Here is an 18,079-nt window from a genome sequence, read left to right on the forward strand (position 1 = left end):
ATGTCAGAGACCCGGATCGTGCGGGCTGCCGCGATCCAGATCGCGCCGGACCTCGACCGCCCGGATGGCACCCTGGAGCGCGTGCTCAACGCCGTCGACGAGGCCGCCGCCAAGGGCGCGCGCTTCATGGTCTTCCCCGAGACCTTCGTGCCCTACTATCCCTACTTCTCGTTCGTTCTCCCGCCCGCGCTCCAGGGGCCCGAGCACCTGCGCCTCTACGAGCGCGCGGTCGCCGTGCCGGGTCCGGTGACGCAGGCGGTCTCCGCGGCCGCACGGCGCCACGGGGCCGTGATCGTGGTCGGGGTCAACGAGCGCGATCACGGATCGCTCTACAACGCGCAGCTGATCTTCGACGCGGACGGCGCCCTGAAGCTCAAGCGCCGGAAGATCACGCCGACCTACCACGAGCGCATGATCTGGGGGCAGGGCGACGGCGCCGGCCTCGCCGTGGTGGAGACGGCGGTCGGCCGCGTTGGGGCGCTCGCCTGCTGGGAGCACTACAACCCGCTCGCCCGCTACGCCCTGATGGTGGGCCACGAGGAGATCCACGCCGCGCAGTTCCCGGGCTCCCTCGTCGGCCAGATCTTCGCCGATCAGATGGAGGTGACGATCCGCCACCACGCCCTGGAAGCGGCCTGCTTCGTGGTCAACGCCACCGGCTGGCTCACCGACGCGCAGGTCGCGCAGGTCTGCCCGGACGAGCGCCTGCGCGGCGCCTGCCGCGGCGGGAACTGCACCGCCATCGTGTCGCCCGAGGGCAAGCACCTCGCCGATCCCCTGGGACCGGGCGAGGGCATCCTGATCGCCGACATGGATCTCGCGCTGGTGACCAAGCGCAAGCGGATGATGGACTCGGTCGGCCACTACGCGCGGCCGGAGCTCCTCAGCCTGCTCCACGACGACCGCCCGGCCGCCTTCGTGCAGCGGCCGGCCCGTTCGCAGACCGCCCCCCGGAGCCCCGACCATGAGCAGCAGCCCGCTTCCGACGCGCCGTCCCATATCCCCGCCGGCCCCGACGGCCCCGACGGGCCTGATCGGGATGCCGACGGAGCGCCTGATCAACGCGTTGCAATCCTGCGGCGTTAGGCTCGCCGACAGCCGCGCCGGCGCGCCGAGCCGCCGCGGCGGCGCCGGCCCTTCGGACCACAAGGCGATGACCATCGCGGGCCGCACCGTGATGGTGCCGGTCCACACTGAGGCCGCCTTCGACTCGCCCTTCCTGGTGCGCCCGCCGGACGCGGACGGGATCGCGGTGATCGAGCACGCGGGCGTCGTGGTCGGCCACGTCACCTTCCCGGGCCGCCCGCGCTTCTACGCCCTTTCCACCTTCGACGGCGTGCCCTACGCGAAGATCGCCGTCCTGCACGGGCGCGACGTGCTGGCCACCACGGTGCTGCAGACCTGCATCCGCTACCAGAGCCGCGCGAAGACCTGCCAGTTCTGCTCGATCGGCCAGTCGCTGGCGGCCGGCCGCACGGTGGCCCGCAAGACGCCCGAGCAGCTCGCCGAGGTCGCCCGCGCCGCCGTGCTGCTCGACGGCGTGAAGCACATGGTCATGACCACCGGCACGCCGAACGCCACCGACCGCGGCGCCGCGATCCTGTGCGAGAGCGCCTTCGCGGTGAAGGCGGCCGTCGACCTGCCGATCCAGGCCCAGTGCGAGCCGCCCGACGACGACCGCTGGTTCGAGCGGATGAAGGCCTCGGGCATCGACGCGCTGGGCATGCATCTCGAGGCCGTCACGCCCGAGGTGCGGGCGCGGATCATGCCCGGCAAGGCGGGCGTGCCGCTGAAGCGGTACTACGACGCCTTCGCCGCCGCTGTCCCGGTCTTCGGGCGCGGCCAGGTCTCCACCTACATCCTCGCCGGCCTCGGCGACGCGCCGGAGGCGATCCTCGCGATGGCCGACCGGCTGATCGGGATGGGCGTCTACCCGTTCGTGGTGCCCTTCGTGCCGATCTCCGGCACGCCGCTGGAGAGCCATCCGGCCCCAGGGCCCGACTTCATGCACGCCGTCCTGAAGCCGCTCGCGGAGATGCTGGGGCGGGCGAACCTGCGCTCCACCGACATCAAGGCCGGCTGCGGCCGGTGCGGTGCCTGCTCGGCGCTCTCCACCTACGAGCGCGCGGGGGAGGCGGCCTGATGTTCGACCCCGTACCGCCGTACCGGCCGAGCCACTTCCGGGTGAAGGTCGCGGTCGCGCCGTGGGAGCGGCGCGCCTGCGCCGCCCTGCGCCGGCAGGTCTTCTGCGCGGAACAGGGGATCTTCGCCGAGGACGACCGCGACGCGATCGACGCGCACGCCTTCCCGATCTGCGCCCTCTCGACGCTCGGCGGCGACGCGGACGCCGTCGTCGGCACCGTGCGGATCCACGAAGACGGCGCGCGCCCGGGAACGTGGTGGGGCTCGCGCCTCGCCGTCGCCAAACCGTTCCGCAGCGCCGCCGCCCTCGGCACCGGCCTGATCCGGGTCGCGGTGTCCTCGGCCCACGCGCGGGGCTGCACCCGCTTCCTCGCGCATGTCCAAGAGGGCAACGTCGCGCTGTTCGAGGCCCTGCGCTGGGAGAGCCTCGACGCGCTGGACCTGCACGGGCGGCCCCACCGCCTGATGGAGGCGGACCTCGCGGCCTACCCGCCGATGCACGATCCCGAGCAGGGCCTCCTCACCTTCCGCAGGGCCGCGTGACCGCCGGGATCGACATCCGGGCGCTGGCCCGCCAGATTCGCGAGGCCCGCGGGGTCGGCCACAAGCGCGACATCGACGCGGTGGTGCGGCGGCTCGGGCTCGGGAGCCGGCACGCGGCCGTGCCGGTCGGCGACGATTGCGCGGCGATCCCCGACGGCGACGGGCACCTGCTGCTGGCCATCGAGGGCTTCCTCGACAGCTTCGTGGCCGACGATCCGTACTTCGCGGGCTATTGCGGGATCATGGTCAACCTGAGCGACGTCGCCGCCATGGGCGGGCGCCCGCTCGCCGTCGTCGACGCCCTCTGGGCCCGGGAGGCCGGGGCCGCAGACCCGATCCTGGCCGGCCTGTCCGACGCCGCCGCGCTCTACGGCGTCCCGGTGGTCGGCGGCCACACCAACACCCGCGCGGCCGCCGGCAACCTCGCGGTCGCGGTGCTCGGCCGGGCGGGACCGCGCCTGCTGACGAGCTTCGACGCCGCGCCCGGCGACGACCTCGTCGCCGCCATCGACCTGCGCGGGCGCTTCCGCGACCCGCACCCCTACTGGGACGCCTCCTCCGGCGCGCCGGGCGCGCGGCTGCGCGGCGACCTCGCCCTGCTGCCGGGCCTCGCCGAGGACGGCCTGGCCGGCGCCGCCAAGGACATCAGCATGGCGGGCATCGTCGGTACGGCCCTGATGCTGCTCGAATGCTCCGCCGTCGGCGGCGTCATCGACCTCGACGCGATCCCGCGGCCAGACCACGTCCCGCTCGCGCGCTGGCTGACGGCGTTCCCGAGCTTCGGCTACCTCGTGAGCGTCCGCCCCGACCGCACGGCGGCCGTCACCGCGCGCTTCGCCGAGCGCGGCATCGCGGCGGCCCGGATCGGGGGCCTCGACGCCGGCCGGGCTGTCCGGGTGCGGGACGCCTCGGGCGCCGAGGCCGTCGTCTGGGACTTCGCCGCCGGCCCGCTGATCGGCTGCGGCAGGGACAGCCAGGGGGCGACGCCGTGAAGCCGCTGCGCGTCGCCCTCCTGACCCACTCCACCAACCCGCGCGGCGGGGTCGCCCATTGCCTCGCCCTCGCCGAGGCCCTGTGCGAACTCGGTCACGCGGCGGTGGTCCACGCGCCCGACCCGTCCGGCCGCGGGTTCTTCCGGGACGCGTCCTGCGCGACCGTGGCGGTTGCCGCCGAGCCGGTCGCGGGCGGGACGGTCGACCTCGTGCGGGCCCGCATCAACGACTACCTGCGCCACTTCGCGAGCCCGGCGGTCCGCGACTTCGACGTGTTCCACGCCCATGACGGCATCGGCGGCAACGCCCTCGCGACCCTGAAGCACCGGCGCCTGATCCCGGGCTTCGTCCGGACCGTCCACCACGTCGACAGCTTCGCCGACCCCGTGCTCGCAGGCTGGCAGGACCGCGCGATCCGCGAGGCCGGCCGGCTGCTCTGCGTCAGCCGCCTGTGGGCCGACTGGATCCGGGACGCGATCGGCGCCGAGGCCGGGATCGTCAGCAACGGGGTCGACCTGTCGGTCTATCGCCCCGCGGCCGCGGAGGGCGACGCGGCTCTGCGGGCGCGCTGGGGGCTCGGCGCGGGGCCGATCGTCCTCAGCGTCGGCGGCCTCGAGCAGCGCAAGAACAGCCTCGGCATCATCGCGGGGTTCGCGCGCCTGCGGGCGTGCCACCCGCACGCCCAGCTCGTCGTCGCGGGCGGCGCCTCGCTCCTCGACCACGCCGGCTACCGCGAACGCTGCCGCGCGGCCCTCGTCGCCGCGGGTCTGGACGAGGGCCGCGGCGCGGCCGTCATCGTGACGGGGCCCGTCGCGCAGGCCGACATGCCGGCGCTCTACCGGGCCGCGGACCTGCTGGCCTTCCCGTCCTGGACCGAGGGGTTCGGCCTCTGCGTTCTGGAGGCCATGGCCTGCGGAACGCCGGCGATCGTCTCCGACCGACCGCCCTTCACCGAGTACCTGACGCCGGCCGACGCGCTGTTCGTCGACCCCGCCGACCCCGACAGCATAGCCGCCGCCATGGCGGCGGCGCTGGAACCGCGGACCCGCGCCCGCCTGCGGGCGGCGGGGCTGGAGCGCGCGGCCGCCCATTCCTGGCGCGCCTGCGCATTGCGTCACCGCGACGCCTACGCCGCCTGCGCCCGCGGCGCGGCAGCCTTCACGGAGTTGCAGCCATGACGACAACGACCCGTCACGTTCCCGTCGCTGTCGTCGGCGGCGGCCAGGCTGGCCTCTCGGTCAGCTACCACCTGAAGCAGCGCGGAATCGCGCACCTCGTCTTCGAGAAGCACACGGCCGCGCACACCTGGGCGACGCAGCGCTGGGACACGTTCTGCCTCGTCACCCCGAACTGGCAGTGCGACCTGCCGGGCCACCCCTACGACGGGCCGGACCCGGACGGGTTCATGAGGAAGGACGAGATCGTCGCCTACCTGAAGGCCTTCGTCGCCAAGGTGAGGCCGCCGCTCCGCGAGGGCGTGGCGGTCACGCGCGTGGCGCGGCGCGACGACGGCGTGTTCGCGGTCCGGACCTCGGAGGGCGACTACACCGCGGACGAGATCGTGGTGGCCTCTGGCGGCTACCACACGCCGATCATCCCGCGCATGGCCGAGAAGCTGCCGCCCGCGATCACCCAGATCCACTCGAATCAGTATCGGAACCCGGCGCAGCTGCCCGACGGCGCGGTCCTGGTCGTCGGCTCGGGGCAGTCCGGCGCGCAGATCGCCGAGGACCTGCATCTCGCCGGACGGCAGGTACATCTCGCCGTGGGCGACGCACCCCGCTGCGCCCGCTTCTACCGCGGCCGCGACGTCGTCGCGTGGCTCGCCGACATGGGCTACTACGAGAAGACCGTCGACGATCACCCGCTGCGCGACGGCGTCCGGGACAACACCAACCACTACGTGACCGGTCGCGACGGCGGCCGGGACATCGACCTGCGCCGCTTCGCCCTGGAGGGCATGGCGCTCTACGGCGTCCTCGAGGACTACGCGGCGGGCGCGCTCCGCTTCCGGGACAACCTCCGGCCCGCGCTCGACCAGGCCGACCGGACCTACAACGGCATCAACGCGGCCATCGACGCCCATATCGACGCGGCCGGCATCGCGGCGCCGGTCCAGGCGCCCTACGCCCCGGTCTGGGAGCCGGGCGAGCCGGTCACCGCGCTCCCCCTCGAAGGGTCCGGCATCGCCAGCGTGGTCTGGTGCATCGGCTTCGCGCCGGATTTCCGGTGGCTCGACGCGTCCGTGTTCAACGGCGCCGGCCAGCCGAAGCACAGGCGCGGCGTCACGGCCGAGGCGGGCATCTCCTTCATCGGCCTGCCCTGGCTGAACACCTGGGGCTCGGGCCGCTTCGGCGCGGTCGGCCGCGACGCCGAGTACATCGTGCAGGTGATCGAGGCGCGTCTCGGCGCCGGTGCGGTCGGCCTGAAGCGGGCGGTGTGAGCCGGATCATCATCCGGTCGAACCCAGGCGAAACCTCCCCTCAGTCATCCCGACATTCGGACCGCTCAAGCCGGGTATCCGCGGCCGAAGTGCCGATCCCCTCCAGTGTTCCGGAGCGAACGCTGGTCCAGGATCGACTTGTTCGCCTGTATCGCATCGGTTAGCCACGCCCCGTTGCGGCGCCTGAGTCGCGTCAGAGCCAGGGATCATCCATGCGAGCACGTACCGTCGGTATCGGAATTGCGGCGATTCTGTCCGTGATGACCAGTGTGGCCTCCGCCGAGACGTTGCCGGCACGCAAGGCCGGCCTGTGGGAGAGCAAGACCACGTCGCCCGACGGCAACACGACCGCGCGTCAATGCATCGACGAGAAGACCGATCAGATCGCGCAAGCCGCGTTCGGGGGCGGCCAGAACTGCGCGAAGCGCACCATCGTCAAGACGAGCACCGGCTACAAGGGCGAGACCGAGTGCAAGCTCGGCCCGATGCCGGCCGCGGGCACGACCGAGATCAGCGGCGACTTCAACAGCAAGATCCACATGGAGGTGGATACGACGCTGACCGGCATGCCGAACGCCAAGGAGCCCGTGCGACGCCAGATGGTGATCGACGCCACCTACATCGGTCCCTGCGCGGCCGGACAGAGCCCGGGCGACATCATCCTGCCCGACGGCAAGATCGTGAAGATGCCCCAGCCGGCGGCCCGATAGGCACACCGGCAGGCGCCTCGGGCGCGGGCGAGCCCGTCGGGTGCCGCCCCGCGTCCCCCTGGGCGCCGCCGCGGAGATCCATGCCGCGAAACCGGCATCCCTCCGTGAGACGGCGAGCGACAGCCCGCGATGCAGGGGAAGGTCTGATTAGCGGATATTAAATACATTTCGCTAATCGTGCGCCGTGCAGCCGCAGAATTGTTCTATTCGGCTGCGTCGAGGCCGCCGTGTCGCTACAAAGTGTCTCCATTCGTACAAAGCTGGTCGTGGCCTTCTCGGTCCTGACCGTTTTCGTGATCGGGCTCGGCGTGCTCGGGCTCGTGAGTACGCGCAAATTGCGTGAGCAGGCGGTCGAGATCGATACGAACTGGCTGCCGAGCATCCGGGCGCTGGGCGAGATCGACACGCTGACCGCCCGCAGCAGCGGCCTTCTCCTGCGGCACACGCAGGCGACCGATCCGGCGCTGCTCGCCAGCATCGAGAAGGATATGGACAGCTTCGACAGAAAGCTGGCCGACCGGGTCGCGGTCTACAAGGGCCTGCTCAGCTCGCCCGAAGAGCGGTCGCTCTTCGACGCGTTCAACCAGGAATCGCAGACCTTCAAGGCGGTGCGCAACGACGTCGTCGACCTGTCGCGCGCCGGGAAGAAGACCGAGGCCTATCAGCTCTACGAGACGAAGGGCCTCATCCCGCGCCGCGCCGCCTCCAAGGCCCTCGAGAAGCTGATCGCCATCAACAACGCCGGCGCCGATGCCGCGCAGGCCCAGGGCACCGCCGTCTTCAACGAGACCTGGACGGTGAGCCTCGTCGCGATCGCTCTCGCCGTGGCGGTCTCCGTTCTGTCGGGCGTGATCATCGTCCTCGGCGTCACCCGCGGCATCGCCGCGGTGGTGCGGCCGATGCAGGCGCTGATCGCCGGCGACCTGTCGGCCGAAATCCCGCATCAGGGCGAGAAGACCGAGATCGGCACCATCGCGTCGGCCATCGCGGTGTTCAAGCAGGGTCTTATCCAGATGAAGGCGCTGGAGGCCGAGACCGCGCAGGCGCGCCTCGCCGCCGAGGAGCAGCGCCGGATCGGCATGCGCCAGATGGCCGACAGCTTCGAGGCGGCGATCGGCGGCATCGTCGGGCAGGTCTCGGCCTCCGCGACCGAGCTGCAGGCCACCGCCGGCTCCATGTCGGCCATGGCAGGTCAGACCTCGGCGCAGTCGGGGGCGGTCGCGGCCGCCGCCGAGGAGGCCGCCTCGAACGTCAGCACCGTCGCGGCCGCCGCCGAGGAGCTCGGCGCCTCCGTCCAGGAGATCGGGCGCCAGGTCCAGGGTTCGGCCGAGCTGGCCCGCTCCGCCGCCGGCGAGGCGGACGAGACCGGCGCCCTCGTCCAGGAACTCAGCGGCGCCGTCGCCAAGATCGGCGACGTGGTGGGCCTGATCTCCTCGATCGCCGGTCAGACCAACCTCCTGGCGCTGAACGCCACGATCGAGGCCGCCCGCGCGGGCGCGGCGGGCCGCGGCTTCGCAGTCGTCGCCTCCGAGGTGAAGGCGCTGGCGGAGCAGACCGCCCGCGCGACCGGGGAGATCTCCAGTCAGATCGGCCGGATCCAGGGCGTGACCGGTCAGGCGGTCTCCGCCATCGGGACGATCACCGGGCGCATCCGCGAGATCAACAGCGTCGCCACCTCGATCGCGGCCGCCGTCGAGGAGCAGGGCGCGGCGACGCAGGAAATCGTCCGCAACGTCACCCAGGCCGCGCAGGGCACCGGCGAGGTGACCAGCAACATCGCCGGCGTGGCCGGCGCCGCGGAGGAGACCGGCGCGGCGGCGAGCCAGGTTCTCGGCGCGGCCTCGGAGCTGTCGCGCCAGTCCGAGCACCTGTCCGCCGAGGTCGGACGGTTCCTCGCGACCGTGCGCGCCGCCTGACGCGCCGACTGAGGAGCCCGGCGATATAGGCCGCTCCGGCCAGTTCATCGCCGGGGTGTGCCGCAGCACCTCGGCGGGGAAAGCTTGAGCTTACATCAGGGTCACACCGCGAACACAGTCGCGGACCTGATGGAGACTTCCATGACCCTCGTTGCCCGCTTCGCCCTCGCCACGGCCGTCGCCGCCGCCACCGTTGCGGTTCTCGCCGGGACCTACGTCGAGATCCTGGACCGCGCCCTCCCGATGCACTTCGTCTGAGACGGCGGGTGCGAACCGGTTGAAGACCGCATCCCGGGTCGCCGCCGTCCAGCGGCGGCGACCCGGGATGCGGGAGGGAGGTGCCGATGACACGAATCCTGACATCCGTCCTAGACGGCGCCGTGTGGGTCGCGGACGCGCTCGACGATATCCTCGTCGAGGCGGCTCTCGGCTTCGGCGCCGCCGTACCGCTGATCGCCGACCCGTCCGGCGATCCGCCGACCGGCGCAACCACCGGCCAATCCGAGACAAGTCCCTCGCCGATCCGGACTTGACCGCCCGGGATGCCCGGCCGTCGCCGGTGCCGACCCCGGAGGTGTCGCGACGGTCCGGATGACCGGGTTCCCCGGTCGGGCCGCAGAGACGTGTGGCCTCCGCCACAGAGGCAACGGACCCGCGTAACGAACAGCGGCGGCTCGGCGAGCGTCCCCGTCCGCACCTGCCCCGTTCGGGAACGGCTCTAGCGCTTCTGCGTGTTCGGCGCCGATTGGTCGGTCTGCGGCTCCATCTTGGTGGAATCGGGTTTCGTCGGCGTGTTGTTCTGCGCCTGCTTGTCGTCGCAGGCGGCGAGGCCGAGCAGCAGAAGGGCGGCAAGTGCGATGCGGGTGCCTAGCGGCATGGATCCTCCCTTTGGCGTGTGAGGGCGCGGAGATCCTGTTTGGCGATATCGCCAAACAGGATCTCCGCGCCGCTCGCTGCGCGACGCGGTCCCGTCAGCGGCCGCCGGCCGGCGGCTTGGAGCCGGATCCGGCATCGTTCGGGCCGGTGCTGTTCGTCGTGCCGGAGCGGCTCATCGAGCCGGTCGACGGGCCGCTCCCGGCGGCGCCGGGTGTCGAGCCGGACCCCGCGTCGCTCGGGCCGGTGCTGTTGGCCGTGCCCGACCGGCTGGTCGCGCTGCCGGCATTCTCGGCTGCCGTGGCGGGAATCGCGGCCGCGAGGAGGGCGGCGATGGCGAGACTCGTGACCTTCATGGCGGATCTCCCTCTCGGTCCGGCAATCGCTCTCGCGGAGCCGTTACCGGTCGTGCGGGCAACCCCGCGCCACCGCCGCTGTTCCGACCGCGCCGCCGACCGGCCGGCACGGGTCCCGGATCACGATGCTTCCGGTGGCGCGTCCTCCCGGACCGCAGCCGGGGTGGCGGCGCGCGCCTGCTCGTCGGGCATCCGGTAGCCGCGATCCCAGATGGCCCAGGATTCCGAATCCGCCGGATAGGGGTTGGCGGTGATCGGATCGCCGCGGTCGCGGGCGTGGCGCCCCTCGTCGCTGATCGCGGCGGGTGAACGGGTCGACGGTGTCATCGGCGCTTCTCCGGCACTCACATCCCCGGGTCCGGAACCTCAGCAGTCAGCCCGGGCGTTGCAGGATCTACCGGACGCTCGCGCGAATGTTCCCCGCCCGGGTTGGTGCTCAGCGGCCCGTGTACCCGCGCGTCGCCGCCGCCGCCTTCAGGCGCTCGAACGCCGTCGCGTAGCGCTCGCGCAGGAACGCGGCGTTGGGCGGGATCCGGGTCGGACAGAGGTTGTCCTCGGTATCGGACATCTTGATCAGCAGCGCGGCGAGGTTGCCGGCCGCGATCAGGGTGGTGATCCGCTCGGAATACGCGATCCGACTCTGCGACTTCGTGAGAAGCGTCACCGTCTCGACGATGTCCGCCTCGAAGCCGGCGGCGCGGAGGTCCGCCGCCGTGCGCGGGGTGTCCTCCAGCACATCGTGCAGGAGCGCCGCCTGCATGACTCGCATCGGGTCGATGTCGAGCCCGTCGATGAGTCGGGCGTGACCGGCCCGGTTCTGGGCGGCGTTCGCGACGCGTTCCAGGTGCCGCATGCACGGCTCGCCGCCCTTGTCGAGCTGACCCGCATGCGCCGTGAGGGCGAAGGTATGGGCATCGAAAATCGTCGGCACGCGACCGGCTCTCCAGATCGACCGGCCCGGATCGGCGCCGCGCCGGCTTCCCGTTCCGGGAAGTCGGGTCCCCGCCACGGCGTTCCCGCCGGGTCGCCCGCCGCGGAGCGCCCCGTCGCCGGATGCCGTCCCGGGGCGGGACTACCTCATTTCGTGGATGCGCAGTCTTCGCGCTCGATTCAAAAGTTCACGTTGGCAACACTATTGCTCAGCTCCCGTGGAATCGCCATCTGTTGTTCCATAATCGGACAAGCGGCGAGTCGCGCTTCAGGATCGAGACCATGACGTCCGGAACACTCGAGAAGCCGCTGGATGTCGGCGGGCCGCTGAGCCGCAGGGCGGCGGCGCTGGCCAACGTCCGCTGGTTCCGCGCGCTGGCGTGGCGCGCCCTGCGCGACGGCGGCCCGCGGGCCGAGCTGCGCGCGTCCAACGCGCGGGCCGCGGCGCGGATCGTGCTGCGTCAGGCCAAGCGGGAGGCCCTCGTCGCCCGCCTGGCGCGACAGGCCCTCGACGCCTCCGTCTGAGTGCGGGGCGCCGGGTCGGCCGGGCGCCGGGCCCGGCCGCGGCGGTGCGCCTCAGCGCTTGAACTTGCCCTCGTACTTGAACTCCGGCGCCGCCTTCAGCTGGTCCTTGCTAGCGCCGATGATGGCCTTCCACTTCTTCGCGTCGGCGTCGTAGCCGAGCGCGATCGAGCTCGGCGAGACCGCGACGTAGCGCTCGCCCAAGCCGAGGAAGCCGCCCACCGAGACGATGTAGCCGGCCAGCTTCCCGTGATCGATCACGAGGTCCTTGATCTCGCCGACCGTGTTGTTCTGCGCGTCGGTCACGTTGAGGCCGATGAGGTTGTAGCTGAGCACCGCGTCCTGCGGCACGGTCTCGAATTTGGGCGCGACCGTCTGCGGCGCCTCGTTGGCGGCGAGCGCGGGCCCGGCGAGGGCGGCGGCGGCGAAGGCGGCGATGACGAGGCGGCGCATGGTGTACTCCAGTGGCCCGGTATGGGTGGTCTGAAATGGCCGCCTCGCGCGCATCGTTCCGCGACTGCACGGAAATGTTAATGCGCGGAACATGGAACCTTCGGCCGGCGCGCGACCCGCGCGGCGACACCCCTCACGAGGCTCCGGCGCGGTGAACGGGGTGGCCAACTGTATCGAAGATCGACCGGGACAGATTGCCCGGCCGCGCCCCGACCGTTCCTGGCCGACGGCGCCCCGGCACGGCATGCCGGGACCCGCACGTATCGGGAGGGGACATCCGTGGCGGGGGGAGTGATCGAGACGACGCGCGGACCGGCGACCGGCGCCTGGGTGGACGGCCTCATCGGCGTCGCGATCTTCAGCGCGTCGCTGGTCGCGACGCGCCTCGCGCTGACCGGCATGGACGCCCTGTTCCTCAGCGCGGCCCGGGCGGCGCTCGCCGGCCTCGCCGGCGCGGCCGCCCTGCTGGTGCTCCGGCAGGCACGTCCGTGCCGGACCGATCTATCGGCGCTCGCCATCGTGGCCGCGGGCGTCGTGGTCGGCTTCCCGCTCCTCACCGCCCTGGCCCTGCGCACGGTCGGCGCCGCGCACGGCACCGTCTTCGTCGGCCTGCTGCCCCTCGCCACCGCCCTGTTCGGCGCGTTGCGCTCCGGCGAGCGGCCGTCACCGGTTTTCTGGCTGCTCTCGATCACCGGCGCGCTGGTCACGGTCGGCTTCGCCGCGCGGGGGCTCGACGGTCCGCCAGGTCCCGGCGACGCCTTCATGCTGGCCGCGATCCTGCTCTGCGGGCTCGGCTACGCCGAGGGCGGCGTCCTGGCCCGCCGGTTGGGCGGCTGGCAGGTGATCGCCTGGGCCACCGTCCTGTCGCTGCCCGTGAGCCTGCCCCTCGCGCTGCTGCTCCGGCCGGCCGAGCTGACGGCGATCCCGCTGCCGGCCTGGGCGGGCCTCGGCTACGTCGCGCTGTTCAGCATGCTCATCGGCTTCGTGTTCTGGTACCGCGCGCTGGCGCGCGGCGGCATCGCGTCGGTCGGCCAGCTGCAGCTGCTGCAGCCGTTCCTGGGCCTCGGCGTGGCCGCGCTGGTCCTCGGCGAGCGGATCGAGCCGGCGATGATCGCCGCCGCGCTGGCCGTCGCCGCCTGCGTGGCGCTGGCGCGGCGCTTCGCCTGAGAACGGCGCGGAGCCGTCGGCCCGGGAGCGTCAGCCGGACTTCGCCACGACCTCGATGTCGCGGTCGAGCCCGCTCTCGACCTTGAACTCGCGGGTGTAAACCTGCCCGTCGTGGCGGGCGATCAGCACGTAGTCGCCCTCCGCCAGGGTGACCTGCGGGAAGGCGCCGATCGCCTCGCGGATCGTGTCGCCGCCGGGGGTCAGGACCGAGAAGGCGGTGCCCGCGAAGGCCTCGGCGCCGGGGGCGGCGACGAGCTTCAGGGTCACCGTCGCGGCGCGGTGGTTGAGTGTCGCCTCCGTGACCTTGCCGTTCTCGACGCGCAGGTCCGCGCGCTGGATCGCGTTCGATTCTCCGTAGGTCGAGACGACGTGGTACGTGCCCTCCGGCAGGCGCAGCAGCTCGCCGGTCTTGATGCCGGCGCGCACGAGCCGGCCCTCGGAATTGGTCCCGACCGGGACGAAGACCGAGAACATCACCTGACCGGGCGGGATCTTCTGATCGCCAACCGCGCCCGCCAGCTTCAGGGCGCCGGCGGCCACCCGCAGCGTGTCGGTCGTCGGCTGCCCGCCCATCACGATCCGCTTCGAGGCGCTGGCGAAGCCGTAGGTCACGGTCGCCACGTAGGCGCCCGGCGCGAGGGTGAAATGCGGCTCGGCCTCGGTCGAGCGGGCGACGATCGACGGCCGCGTGCCGTCGCCGCGATCCTCGTAGATCCGCCACGCGAGCCCCTGGCGCAGGGCCGTGCCCGGTCCCGACAGGAGCGCCGACAGGGACAGCTGAGCGTCCGGCTCGGCCGGGGGCAGGGACGGCGGCAGGTTCGGGGTGGTGATCGACGGCGAGGGCAGGGCGCCGCCGAGCCGGTTCTGGAACGGGTCCTGCTGCGCGAGCGCGGCCGGCGGGCCGGCGGCGAGCATCGCCAGCGCGGTCGCTGCAAGCCTCATGCGCATCGGTCGGCCCTTCTTCTGCTCGTCTCGCCGGTCGCGGCACCGGATCGTCCGGGCCTGCCTCTGACTCCCGACCGTGGCGGCGGCAAGGCCGCTCTTCCACCGGCGGCCCGCGCATGCCACATCCCGGTCGGGACGCGATACCGGGACGGAGCGCATGACCGCCACCCTCGATCTCCTGAAGACCCGCCGCTCGGTGCCGCCGGCGCTGCTGGACGAGCCCGGGCCCGACCGGGCGCAGCTGGAATCCATCCTGACGGCCGCCTCGCGGGTGCCCGACCACGGCAAGCTCGCGCCCTGGCGCTTCATCGTCATCGCCGGCGAGGCCCGGGCGAAGGTGGGCGAGGTCATCGCGGCGACCTTCGCGGCCGACAATCCCGGCGCGGCGCCGGAGCGGCTCGCGCAGGAACGCGCCCGCCTGACCCACGCGCCGGTCGTCGTCGCGGTGGTCTCGCGGGCGGGCCCGCACGTGAAGATCCCGGACTGGGAGCAGGTGCTCTCCGCCGGTGCCGCCACCATGAACCTCGTGATCGCCGCGAACGCCGCCGGCTTCGCCACGTCGTGGCTGACCGAGTGGTTCGCCTACGACCGCCGCGTGCTCGACGCCCTCGGCCTCGCGCCCACCGAGAAGCTCGCCGGCTTCGTCCATATCGGCCGGGCGCGCGAGGTGCCCTCCGACCGGCCGCGGCCGGCCCTCGACGAGATCGTCACTCACCTCTGAAGGGACCGGCCGTGCACTACGACCTCGATCTGCCGCGCGAGTCGCGCGCCCTCCCGCACAACCCGCTGAAGGCCATCGTAGCGCCGCGACCGATCGGCTGGATCAGCGCCATGAACCGCGCGGGCGCGCTCAACCTCGCGCCCTACTCGTTCTTCAACGCCGTGGCCGACAACATGGTCGCGTTCTCCTCCTCGGGCCGGAAGGACGCGATGACCTTCGCCGAGGAGGGCCGGGAGTTCGTCTGCAGTCTCGCCACCTGGGACCTGCGCGACGGGATGAACGATTCCTCGGCGCCGCTGCCGCGCGGAACGAGCGAGTTCGCCTTCGCCAACCTGGAGACCGCGCCCTCGCAGAAGGTGCGGCCGCCGCGCGTGGCCGCCTCGCCGGCGGCCCTGGAGTGCCGGTGGCTCCAGACCGTGCCGCTGGTGCCCCTCTCGGGCGGGGAGGCGGAGAACTTCCTGGTGATCGGGCAGGTGGTGTCGATCTACGTCGACGAGCGGTACGTCTCGGACGGAATGGTCGATACGGCGGCGATGCACCCGATCATGCGCGGCGGGTACTTCGACTACTTCCACGCTACCGCCGACACGCGCTTCCAGATGCGCCGGCCGAAGGGCGCGGGGGAGTTCACCGGGTCCTGAAACAGGAACCGGTCGCGCGCGGCCGATTGAGGACTTGTTTACCATAGCGGGCGCAGGTTCGGGCGGTCTCCAGCACCGTGCCCGCCCGGATGTTCCTGTTCACCACGCCGTCGAGCCCACCGGAGAGCCCGCCGCCCCAGGCGCGGGCGCTGCCGGGCACGCCCGCCTCCGGGCCGGTGGTCCAGGCCATCCGCGACGGGGCGACGGCGAGCGGCGTCGGCTTCGACTATCTCCTCGCCACGGCGCGGCGCGAATCCGCCCTCGATCCCGCCGCCAAGGCCGGCACCTCCTCGGCCACCGGCCTGTTCCAGTTCATCGAGCAGACCTGGCTCGGCGTGATGAAGAATGCCGGGCCGCGGCTCGGCCTGCAGGCGCAGGCCGACGCGATCACCCGGCAGTCGGACGGCACCTACACGGTTCCCGACGCGGGCCAGCGGCAGGCGATCCTCGACCTGCGCCGCGATCCCAAGATCTCCGCGACGCTGGCCGGCGCTCTGACCCAGCAGAACGCCGACGCCCTCACGGGCGCCCTCGGCCGCGAGCCGACCGCCGGCGATCTCTACGCGGCCCACGTGCTGGGCGCGAAGGGCGCGGCCGCCCTGATCTCGACCGCCCGCGCCTTCCCCGAGCGCGCTGCCGCGCTCGACCTGCCGGAGGCGGCCGGTGCCAACCGGGCGCTGTTCTACGACCGCGCCGGCCGGCCGCGGAGTGCTGCCGAACTCTATGCCAGCCTCTCGGCGGCGGCCCAGGGCGCCGCCGCCACCGACCTCACCGGCCTGCGCCAGGACGGCGCCGCGGCGCCGCAGGCCGTCTCGGCCTACGCCAGCGCGGCGACCGCGTTCGGCGGGACCTCGGACCTGCGCAGCCTGTTCCAGACGGACCAGCGCGGCGCGGCCTCCGACGGCGCGGCCCGTCTCTGGCAGGCGCGCAACAGCGCCGCGCCGGTGCAGCACGCGGCGCCGACCTATTTCCCGCGCTCCGACGCCGAGCCGCCACCGCGCGTCGCCGTCGCGGAGCCCGCCGTCACGGGTGCCATCACGGGTGCCGTCACGGGCGCAACGGCCGGACCGGCGGCGACGCCGCCGGGCGCCGCCCTCCTCAATCCGCCGCTGCCGCCCCGCCGACCTGCGGAACTCGCGGCCGCGGCGTCCATGTCCGGCAGCAGGACCAGCCTGTTCGCCCCCCGGAGCGGTCGATGATCATCCGCGACTTTCTGGCCTGGACGCAGGACGCCTCGGCCGAGCGCCGGGCCGAGGCGACCGCAACGCTGGCCCGGACCTACCTCTACGGCGACCTGGGCGCCGACGCGGCCTGGGAGGCCAAGACCGCGCTGCTCGCGCTCCTCGACGACCCGTCGCCGCTCGTGCGCCGGGCGCTCGCCGAGACCTGCGCGGCCTCGGCGCGGGCGCCGCGCCCGCTGGTCGTCGCTCTGTCCTCCGACGTTCCCGAGGTGGCGCGGCCGGTGCTCGCCCGCTCGCCGGTCCTCACCGACGCCGACCTCGTGGACGCGGCCGCCCTCGGCGACGAGGCCACCCGCGCGGTGATCGCCGCCCGGCACCACCTCTCGCACGCGGTCGCGGGCGCCCTGGCGGAGATCGGCGAGACCGACACGCTGGTCGTACTCGCGGCCAATCCGACGGCGAAGATCACCGCGGGCCGGATGCTGCGCATGATCGAGCGCCGCGGCGACGAGGCCGCCCTGCGCGAGGCGCTCCTCGCCCGCGCCGACCTACCGCCGGAGGTGCGCCATGCCCTCGGGATCGCGGTGGCGCGGGCGCTCACCGACTTCGTCACCGACCGCGCCTGGCTCGGCGCCGAGCGCTTGGACCGGATGAGCCGCGAGGCCGGCGAGCGCGTCGCGCTCGAGGCCTGCGAGGGCTTCGGCGCGGCCGCCGTGACGCGGCTGGTGACCCATCTGCGCGCAAGCCGGCAGCTGACCGCGGGCCTGATCCTGCGCGCCGTGCTCTCGGGCCGGACGGACTTCGCGCTCGCCGCCCTGGCCGACCTGTCGGGGCAGGATCATGCCGGGGTCGCCCGGGCCATGCGCGACCCGCGCCTGTTCGCGGACCTGCACGACCGCGCCGGGCTGCCCGAAGCGCTCCTGCCGGCGATGCAGGCGGCGCTCGCCGCCTGGCAGGATCTCGCCCGCGCGGCGGCCCCGGTCCGGGGCACCGGCCTGTCGCGGCGCCTCATCGAATCCGCCATCGGAGCCTGCGGCGACCTGTCGGATCCGGACATGCACCCGGTCATCACGCTGCTCAACCGCTACGAGGCCGAGGCGGCCCGCGACGAGGCGCGCGAGGTGGCTCGCGCCATTGCCGCCCAGGCGCTGGCGCGCGAGACCGCCCGCCGGGAGGCCGAGGCCGCCGACGCCGCGTGGCGCGCCGCCCTGGAGAGCCAGCGCCGGACCGCCTTCGCGGAGGAGACCGATACGGCGACCCCGGTCGTCGTGGCGATCGCCGACGCCGCGGACGGGCCTGCCGAGGCCGAGCCGGTCAACCCGGTGGGCGCGATCCTCGACGCGCTGCCCGAGCAGATCCTGGCCTGGTACCGGCCCGAGGAGGTCGACCCGGAGGTCCAGGCCGCGACCGACCTCGTGCTCGACGGTCTGGGCGACAGCATCCTCGATCATTTCCGCGCCAGCCGGGACCCCGCCGGGCCGGAGCCGGCCGCGAGCGAGGATAAGCCGGAGCGGATCGCCGCCTGATCACCGCCTGAATCCGCC

Annotated in this window: 21 protein-coding genes; 15 read left to right on the forward strand and 6 right to left on the reverse strand. The window is 73.1% G+C overall.

Features of this window, described 5'->3' with window-relative positions:
* The 9 genes from ACQKQD_RS05235 (at position 1) to ACQKQD_RS05275 (ending at position 9,279) form a co-directional block, all read left to right on the forward strand.
* Positions 1 to 1,086: a Nit6803 family nitrilase gene (locus tag ACQKQD_RS05235; protein WP_427507681.1), complete on the forward strand. Its 1,086-nt coding sequence runs from the start codon at positions 1 to 3 to the stop codon at positions 1,084 to 1,086.
* Positions 1,040 to 2,143, forward strand: a complete 1,104-nt coding sequence (locus ACQKQD_RS05240) for an MSMEG_0568 family radical SAM protein (RefSeq protein WP_427507682.1) — start codon at positions 1,040 to 1,042, stop codon at positions 2,141 to 2,143. Before ACQKQD_RS05235 ends, ACQKQD_RS05240 begins: the two co-directional genes overlap by 47 nt.
* Positions 2,143 to 2,685, forward strand: coding sequence for an MSMEG_0567/Sll0786 family nitrogen starvation N-acetyltransferase (locus ACQKQD_RS05245; RefSeq protein WP_427507683.1), 543 nt, complete (start codon positions 2,143 to 2,145; stop codon positions 2,683 to 2,685). Before ACQKQD_RS05240 ends, ACQKQD_RS05245 begins: the two co-directional genes overlap by 1 nt.
* Positions 2,682 to 3,677, forward strand: a complete 996-nt coding sequence (locus tag ACQKQD_RS05250) for a sll0787 family AIR synthase-like protein (RefSeq protein WP_427507684.1) — start codon at positions 2,682 to 2,684, stop codon at positions 3,675 to 3,677. The genes ACQKQD_RS05245 and ACQKQD_RS05250 overlap by 4 nt, the downstream gene beginning before the upstream one ends.
* Positions 3,674 to 4,855 carry an MSMEG_0565 family glycosyltransferase gene (locus ACQKQD_RS05255; protein WP_427507685.1) on the forward strand — a complete coding sequence of 394 codons (1,182 nt, stop codon included), beginning with the start codon at positions 3,674 to 3,676 and terminating at the stop codon, positions 4,853 to 4,855. The genes ACQKQD_RS05250 and ACQKQD_RS05255 overlap by 4 nt, the downstream gene beginning before the upstream one ends.
* Positions 4,852 to 6,120, forward strand: coding sequence for an MSMEG_0569 family flavin-dependent oxidoreductase (locus ACQKQD_RS05260; RefSeq protein WP_091977978.1), 1,269 nt, complete (start codon positions 4,852 to 4,854; stop codon positions 6,118 to 6,120). Before ACQKQD_RS05255 ends, ACQKQD_RS05260 begins: the two co-directional genes overlap by 4 nt.
* Positions 6,121 to 6,380: 260 nt before the next feature.
* Positions 6,381 to 6,830, forward strand: coding sequence for a DUF3617 domain-containing protein (locus ACQKQD_RS05265; RefSeq protein ID WP_427507686.1), 450 nt, complete (start codon positions 6,381 to 6,383; stop codon positions 6,828 to 6,830).
* Between the two features lie 227 nt (positions 6,831 to 7,057).
* Positions 7,058 to 8,746, forward strand: a complete 1,689-nt coding sequence (locus ACQKQD_RS05270; RefSeq protein ID WP_427507687.1) for a methyl-accepting chemotaxis protein — start codon at positions 7,058 to 7,060, stop codon at positions 8,744 to 8,746.
* A 344-nt stretch (positions 8,747 to 9,090) separates the two neighbouring features.
* Positions 9,091 to 9,279 carry a hypothetical protein gene (locus ACQKQD_RS05275; protein ID WP_020091625.1) on the forward strand — a complete coding sequence of 63 codons (189 nt, stop codon included), beginning with the start codon at positions 9,091 to 9,093 and terminating at the stop codon, positions 9,277 to 9,279.
* Positions 9,280 to 9,464: 185 nt separating this feature from the next.
* On the opposite strand, the gene ACQKQD_RS05280 is transcribed toward ACQKQD_RS05275, so the two are convergent.
* The 4 genes from ACQKQD_RS05280 to ACQKQD_RS05295 all read right to left on the reverse strand — a co-directional run bounded on the left by ACQKQD_RS05280 (position 9,465) and on the right by ACQKQD_RS05295 (position 10,906).
* Positions 9,465 to 9,623, reverse strand: a complete 159-nt coding sequence (locus tag ACQKQD_RS05280) for a hypothetical protein (protein ID WP_165923055.1) — start codon at positions 9,621 to 9,623, stop codon at positions 9,465 to 9,467.
* Positions 9,624 to 9,717: 94 nt separating this feature from the next.
* A complete protein-coding gene (locus ACQKQD_RS05285) occupies positions 9,718 to 9,975 on the reverse strand; it encodes a hypothetical protein (RefSeq protein ID WP_020091627.1) in 258 nt (85 codons plus the stop codon).
* A 120-nt stretch (positions 9,976 to 10,095) separates the two neighbouring features.
* Positions 10,096 to 10,302: a hypothetical protein gene (locus tag ACQKQD_RS05290; protein ID WP_427507688.1), complete on the reverse strand. Its 207-nt coding sequence runs from the start codon at positions 10,300 to 10,302 to the stop codon at positions 10,096 to 10,098.
* Positions 10,303 to 10,411: 109 nt separating this feature from the next.
* Positions 10,412 to 10,906, reverse strand: a complete 495-nt coding sequence (locus ACQKQD_RS05295; RefSeq protein WP_427507689.1) for an HD domain-containing protein — start codon at positions 10,904 to 10,906, stop codon at positions 10,412 to 10,414.
* Positions 10,907 to 11,187: 281 nt separating this feature from the next.
* On the opposite strand from ACQKQD_RS05295, the gene ACQKQD_RS05300 reads away from it, so the two are divergent.
* Complete coding sequence (locus ACQKQD_RS05300; protein WP_020091630.1) at positions 11,188 to 11,430, forward strand: hypothetical protein; 243 nt, start codon at positions 11,188 to 11,190, stop codon at positions 11,428 to 11,430.
* Positions 11,431 to 11,481: 51 nt separating this feature from the next.
* Here ACQKQD_RS05300 and ACQKQD_RS05305 read toward each other — a convergent pair whose 3' ends face one another.
* A complete protein-coding gene (locus tag ACQKQD_RS05305) occupies positions 11,482 to 11,880 on the reverse strand; it encodes a PRC-barrel domain-containing protein (RefSeq protein ID WP_020091631.1) in 399 nt (132 codons plus the stop codon).
* A gap of 279 nt (positions 11,881 to 12,159) precedes the next feature.
* Here ACQKQD_RS05305 and ACQKQD_RS05310 point away from each other — a divergent pair, with 279 nt between their 5' ends.
* Positions 12,160 to 13,047 carry a DMT family transporter gene (locus tag ACQKQD_RS05310; protein WP_427507690.1) on the forward strand — a complete coding sequence of 296 codons (888 nt, stop codon included), beginning with the start codon at positions 12,160 to 12,162 and terminating at the stop codon, positions 13,045 to 13,047.
* Between the two features lie 30 nt (positions 13,048 to 13,077).
* On the opposite strand, the gene ACQKQD_RS05315 is transcribed toward ACQKQD_RS05310, so the two are convergent.
* Positions 13,078 to 13,995 carry a hypothetical protein gene (locus ACQKQD_RS05315; RefSeq protein WP_026604700.1) on the reverse strand — a complete coding sequence of 306 codons (918 nt, stop codon included), beginning with the start codon at positions 13,993 to 13,995 and terminating at the stop codon, positions 13,078 to 13,080.
* Between the two features lie 154 nt (positions 13,996 to 14,149).
* Here ACQKQD_RS05315 and ACQKQD_RS05320 point away from each other — a divergent pair, with 154 nt between their 5' ends.
* The 4 genes from ACQKQD_RS05320 to ACQKQD_RS05335 all read left to right on the forward strand — a co-directional run bounded on the left by ACQKQD_RS05320 (position 14,150) and on the right by ACQKQD_RS05335 (position 18,061).
* A complete protein-coding gene (locus ACQKQD_RS05320) occupies positions 14,150 to 14,713 on the forward strand; it encodes a nitroreductase family protein (protein ID WP_427507691.1) in 564 nt (187 codons plus the stop codon).
* A gap of 11 nt (positions 14,714 to 14,724) precedes the next feature.
* Positions 14,725 to 15,354, forward strand: coding sequence for a flavin reductase family protein (locus tag ACQKQD_RS05325; RefSeq protein ID WP_427507692.1), 630 nt, complete (start codon positions 14,725 to 14,727; stop codon positions 15,352 to 15,354).
* An 89-nt stretch (positions 15,355 to 15,443) separates the two neighbouring features.
* The gene (locus tag ACQKQD_RS05330; RefSeq protein ID WP_427507770.1) at positions 15,444 to 16,553 is read left to right on the forward strand and encodes a lytic transglycosylase domain-containing protein; all 1,110 of its coding nucleotides are present in this window, start codon (positions 15,444 to 15,446) and stop codon (positions 16,551 to 16,553) included.
* A complete protein-coding gene (locus ACQKQD_RS05335; protein WP_427507693.1) occupies positions 16,550 to 18,061 on the forward strand; it encodes a DUF2336 domain-containing protein in 1,512 nt (503 codons plus the stop codon). Before ACQKQD_RS05330 ends, ACQKQD_RS05335 begins: the two co-directional genes overlap by 4 nt.
* The last annotated feature ends 18 nt before the right edge of the window (positions 18,062 to 18,079 follow it).

The sequence above is a fragment of the Methylobacterium sp. NPDC080182 genome (genome assembly GCF_050281105.1).
Lineage (GTDB): Bacteria > Pseudomonadota > Alphaproteobacteria > Rhizobiales > Beijerinckiaceae > Methylobacterium.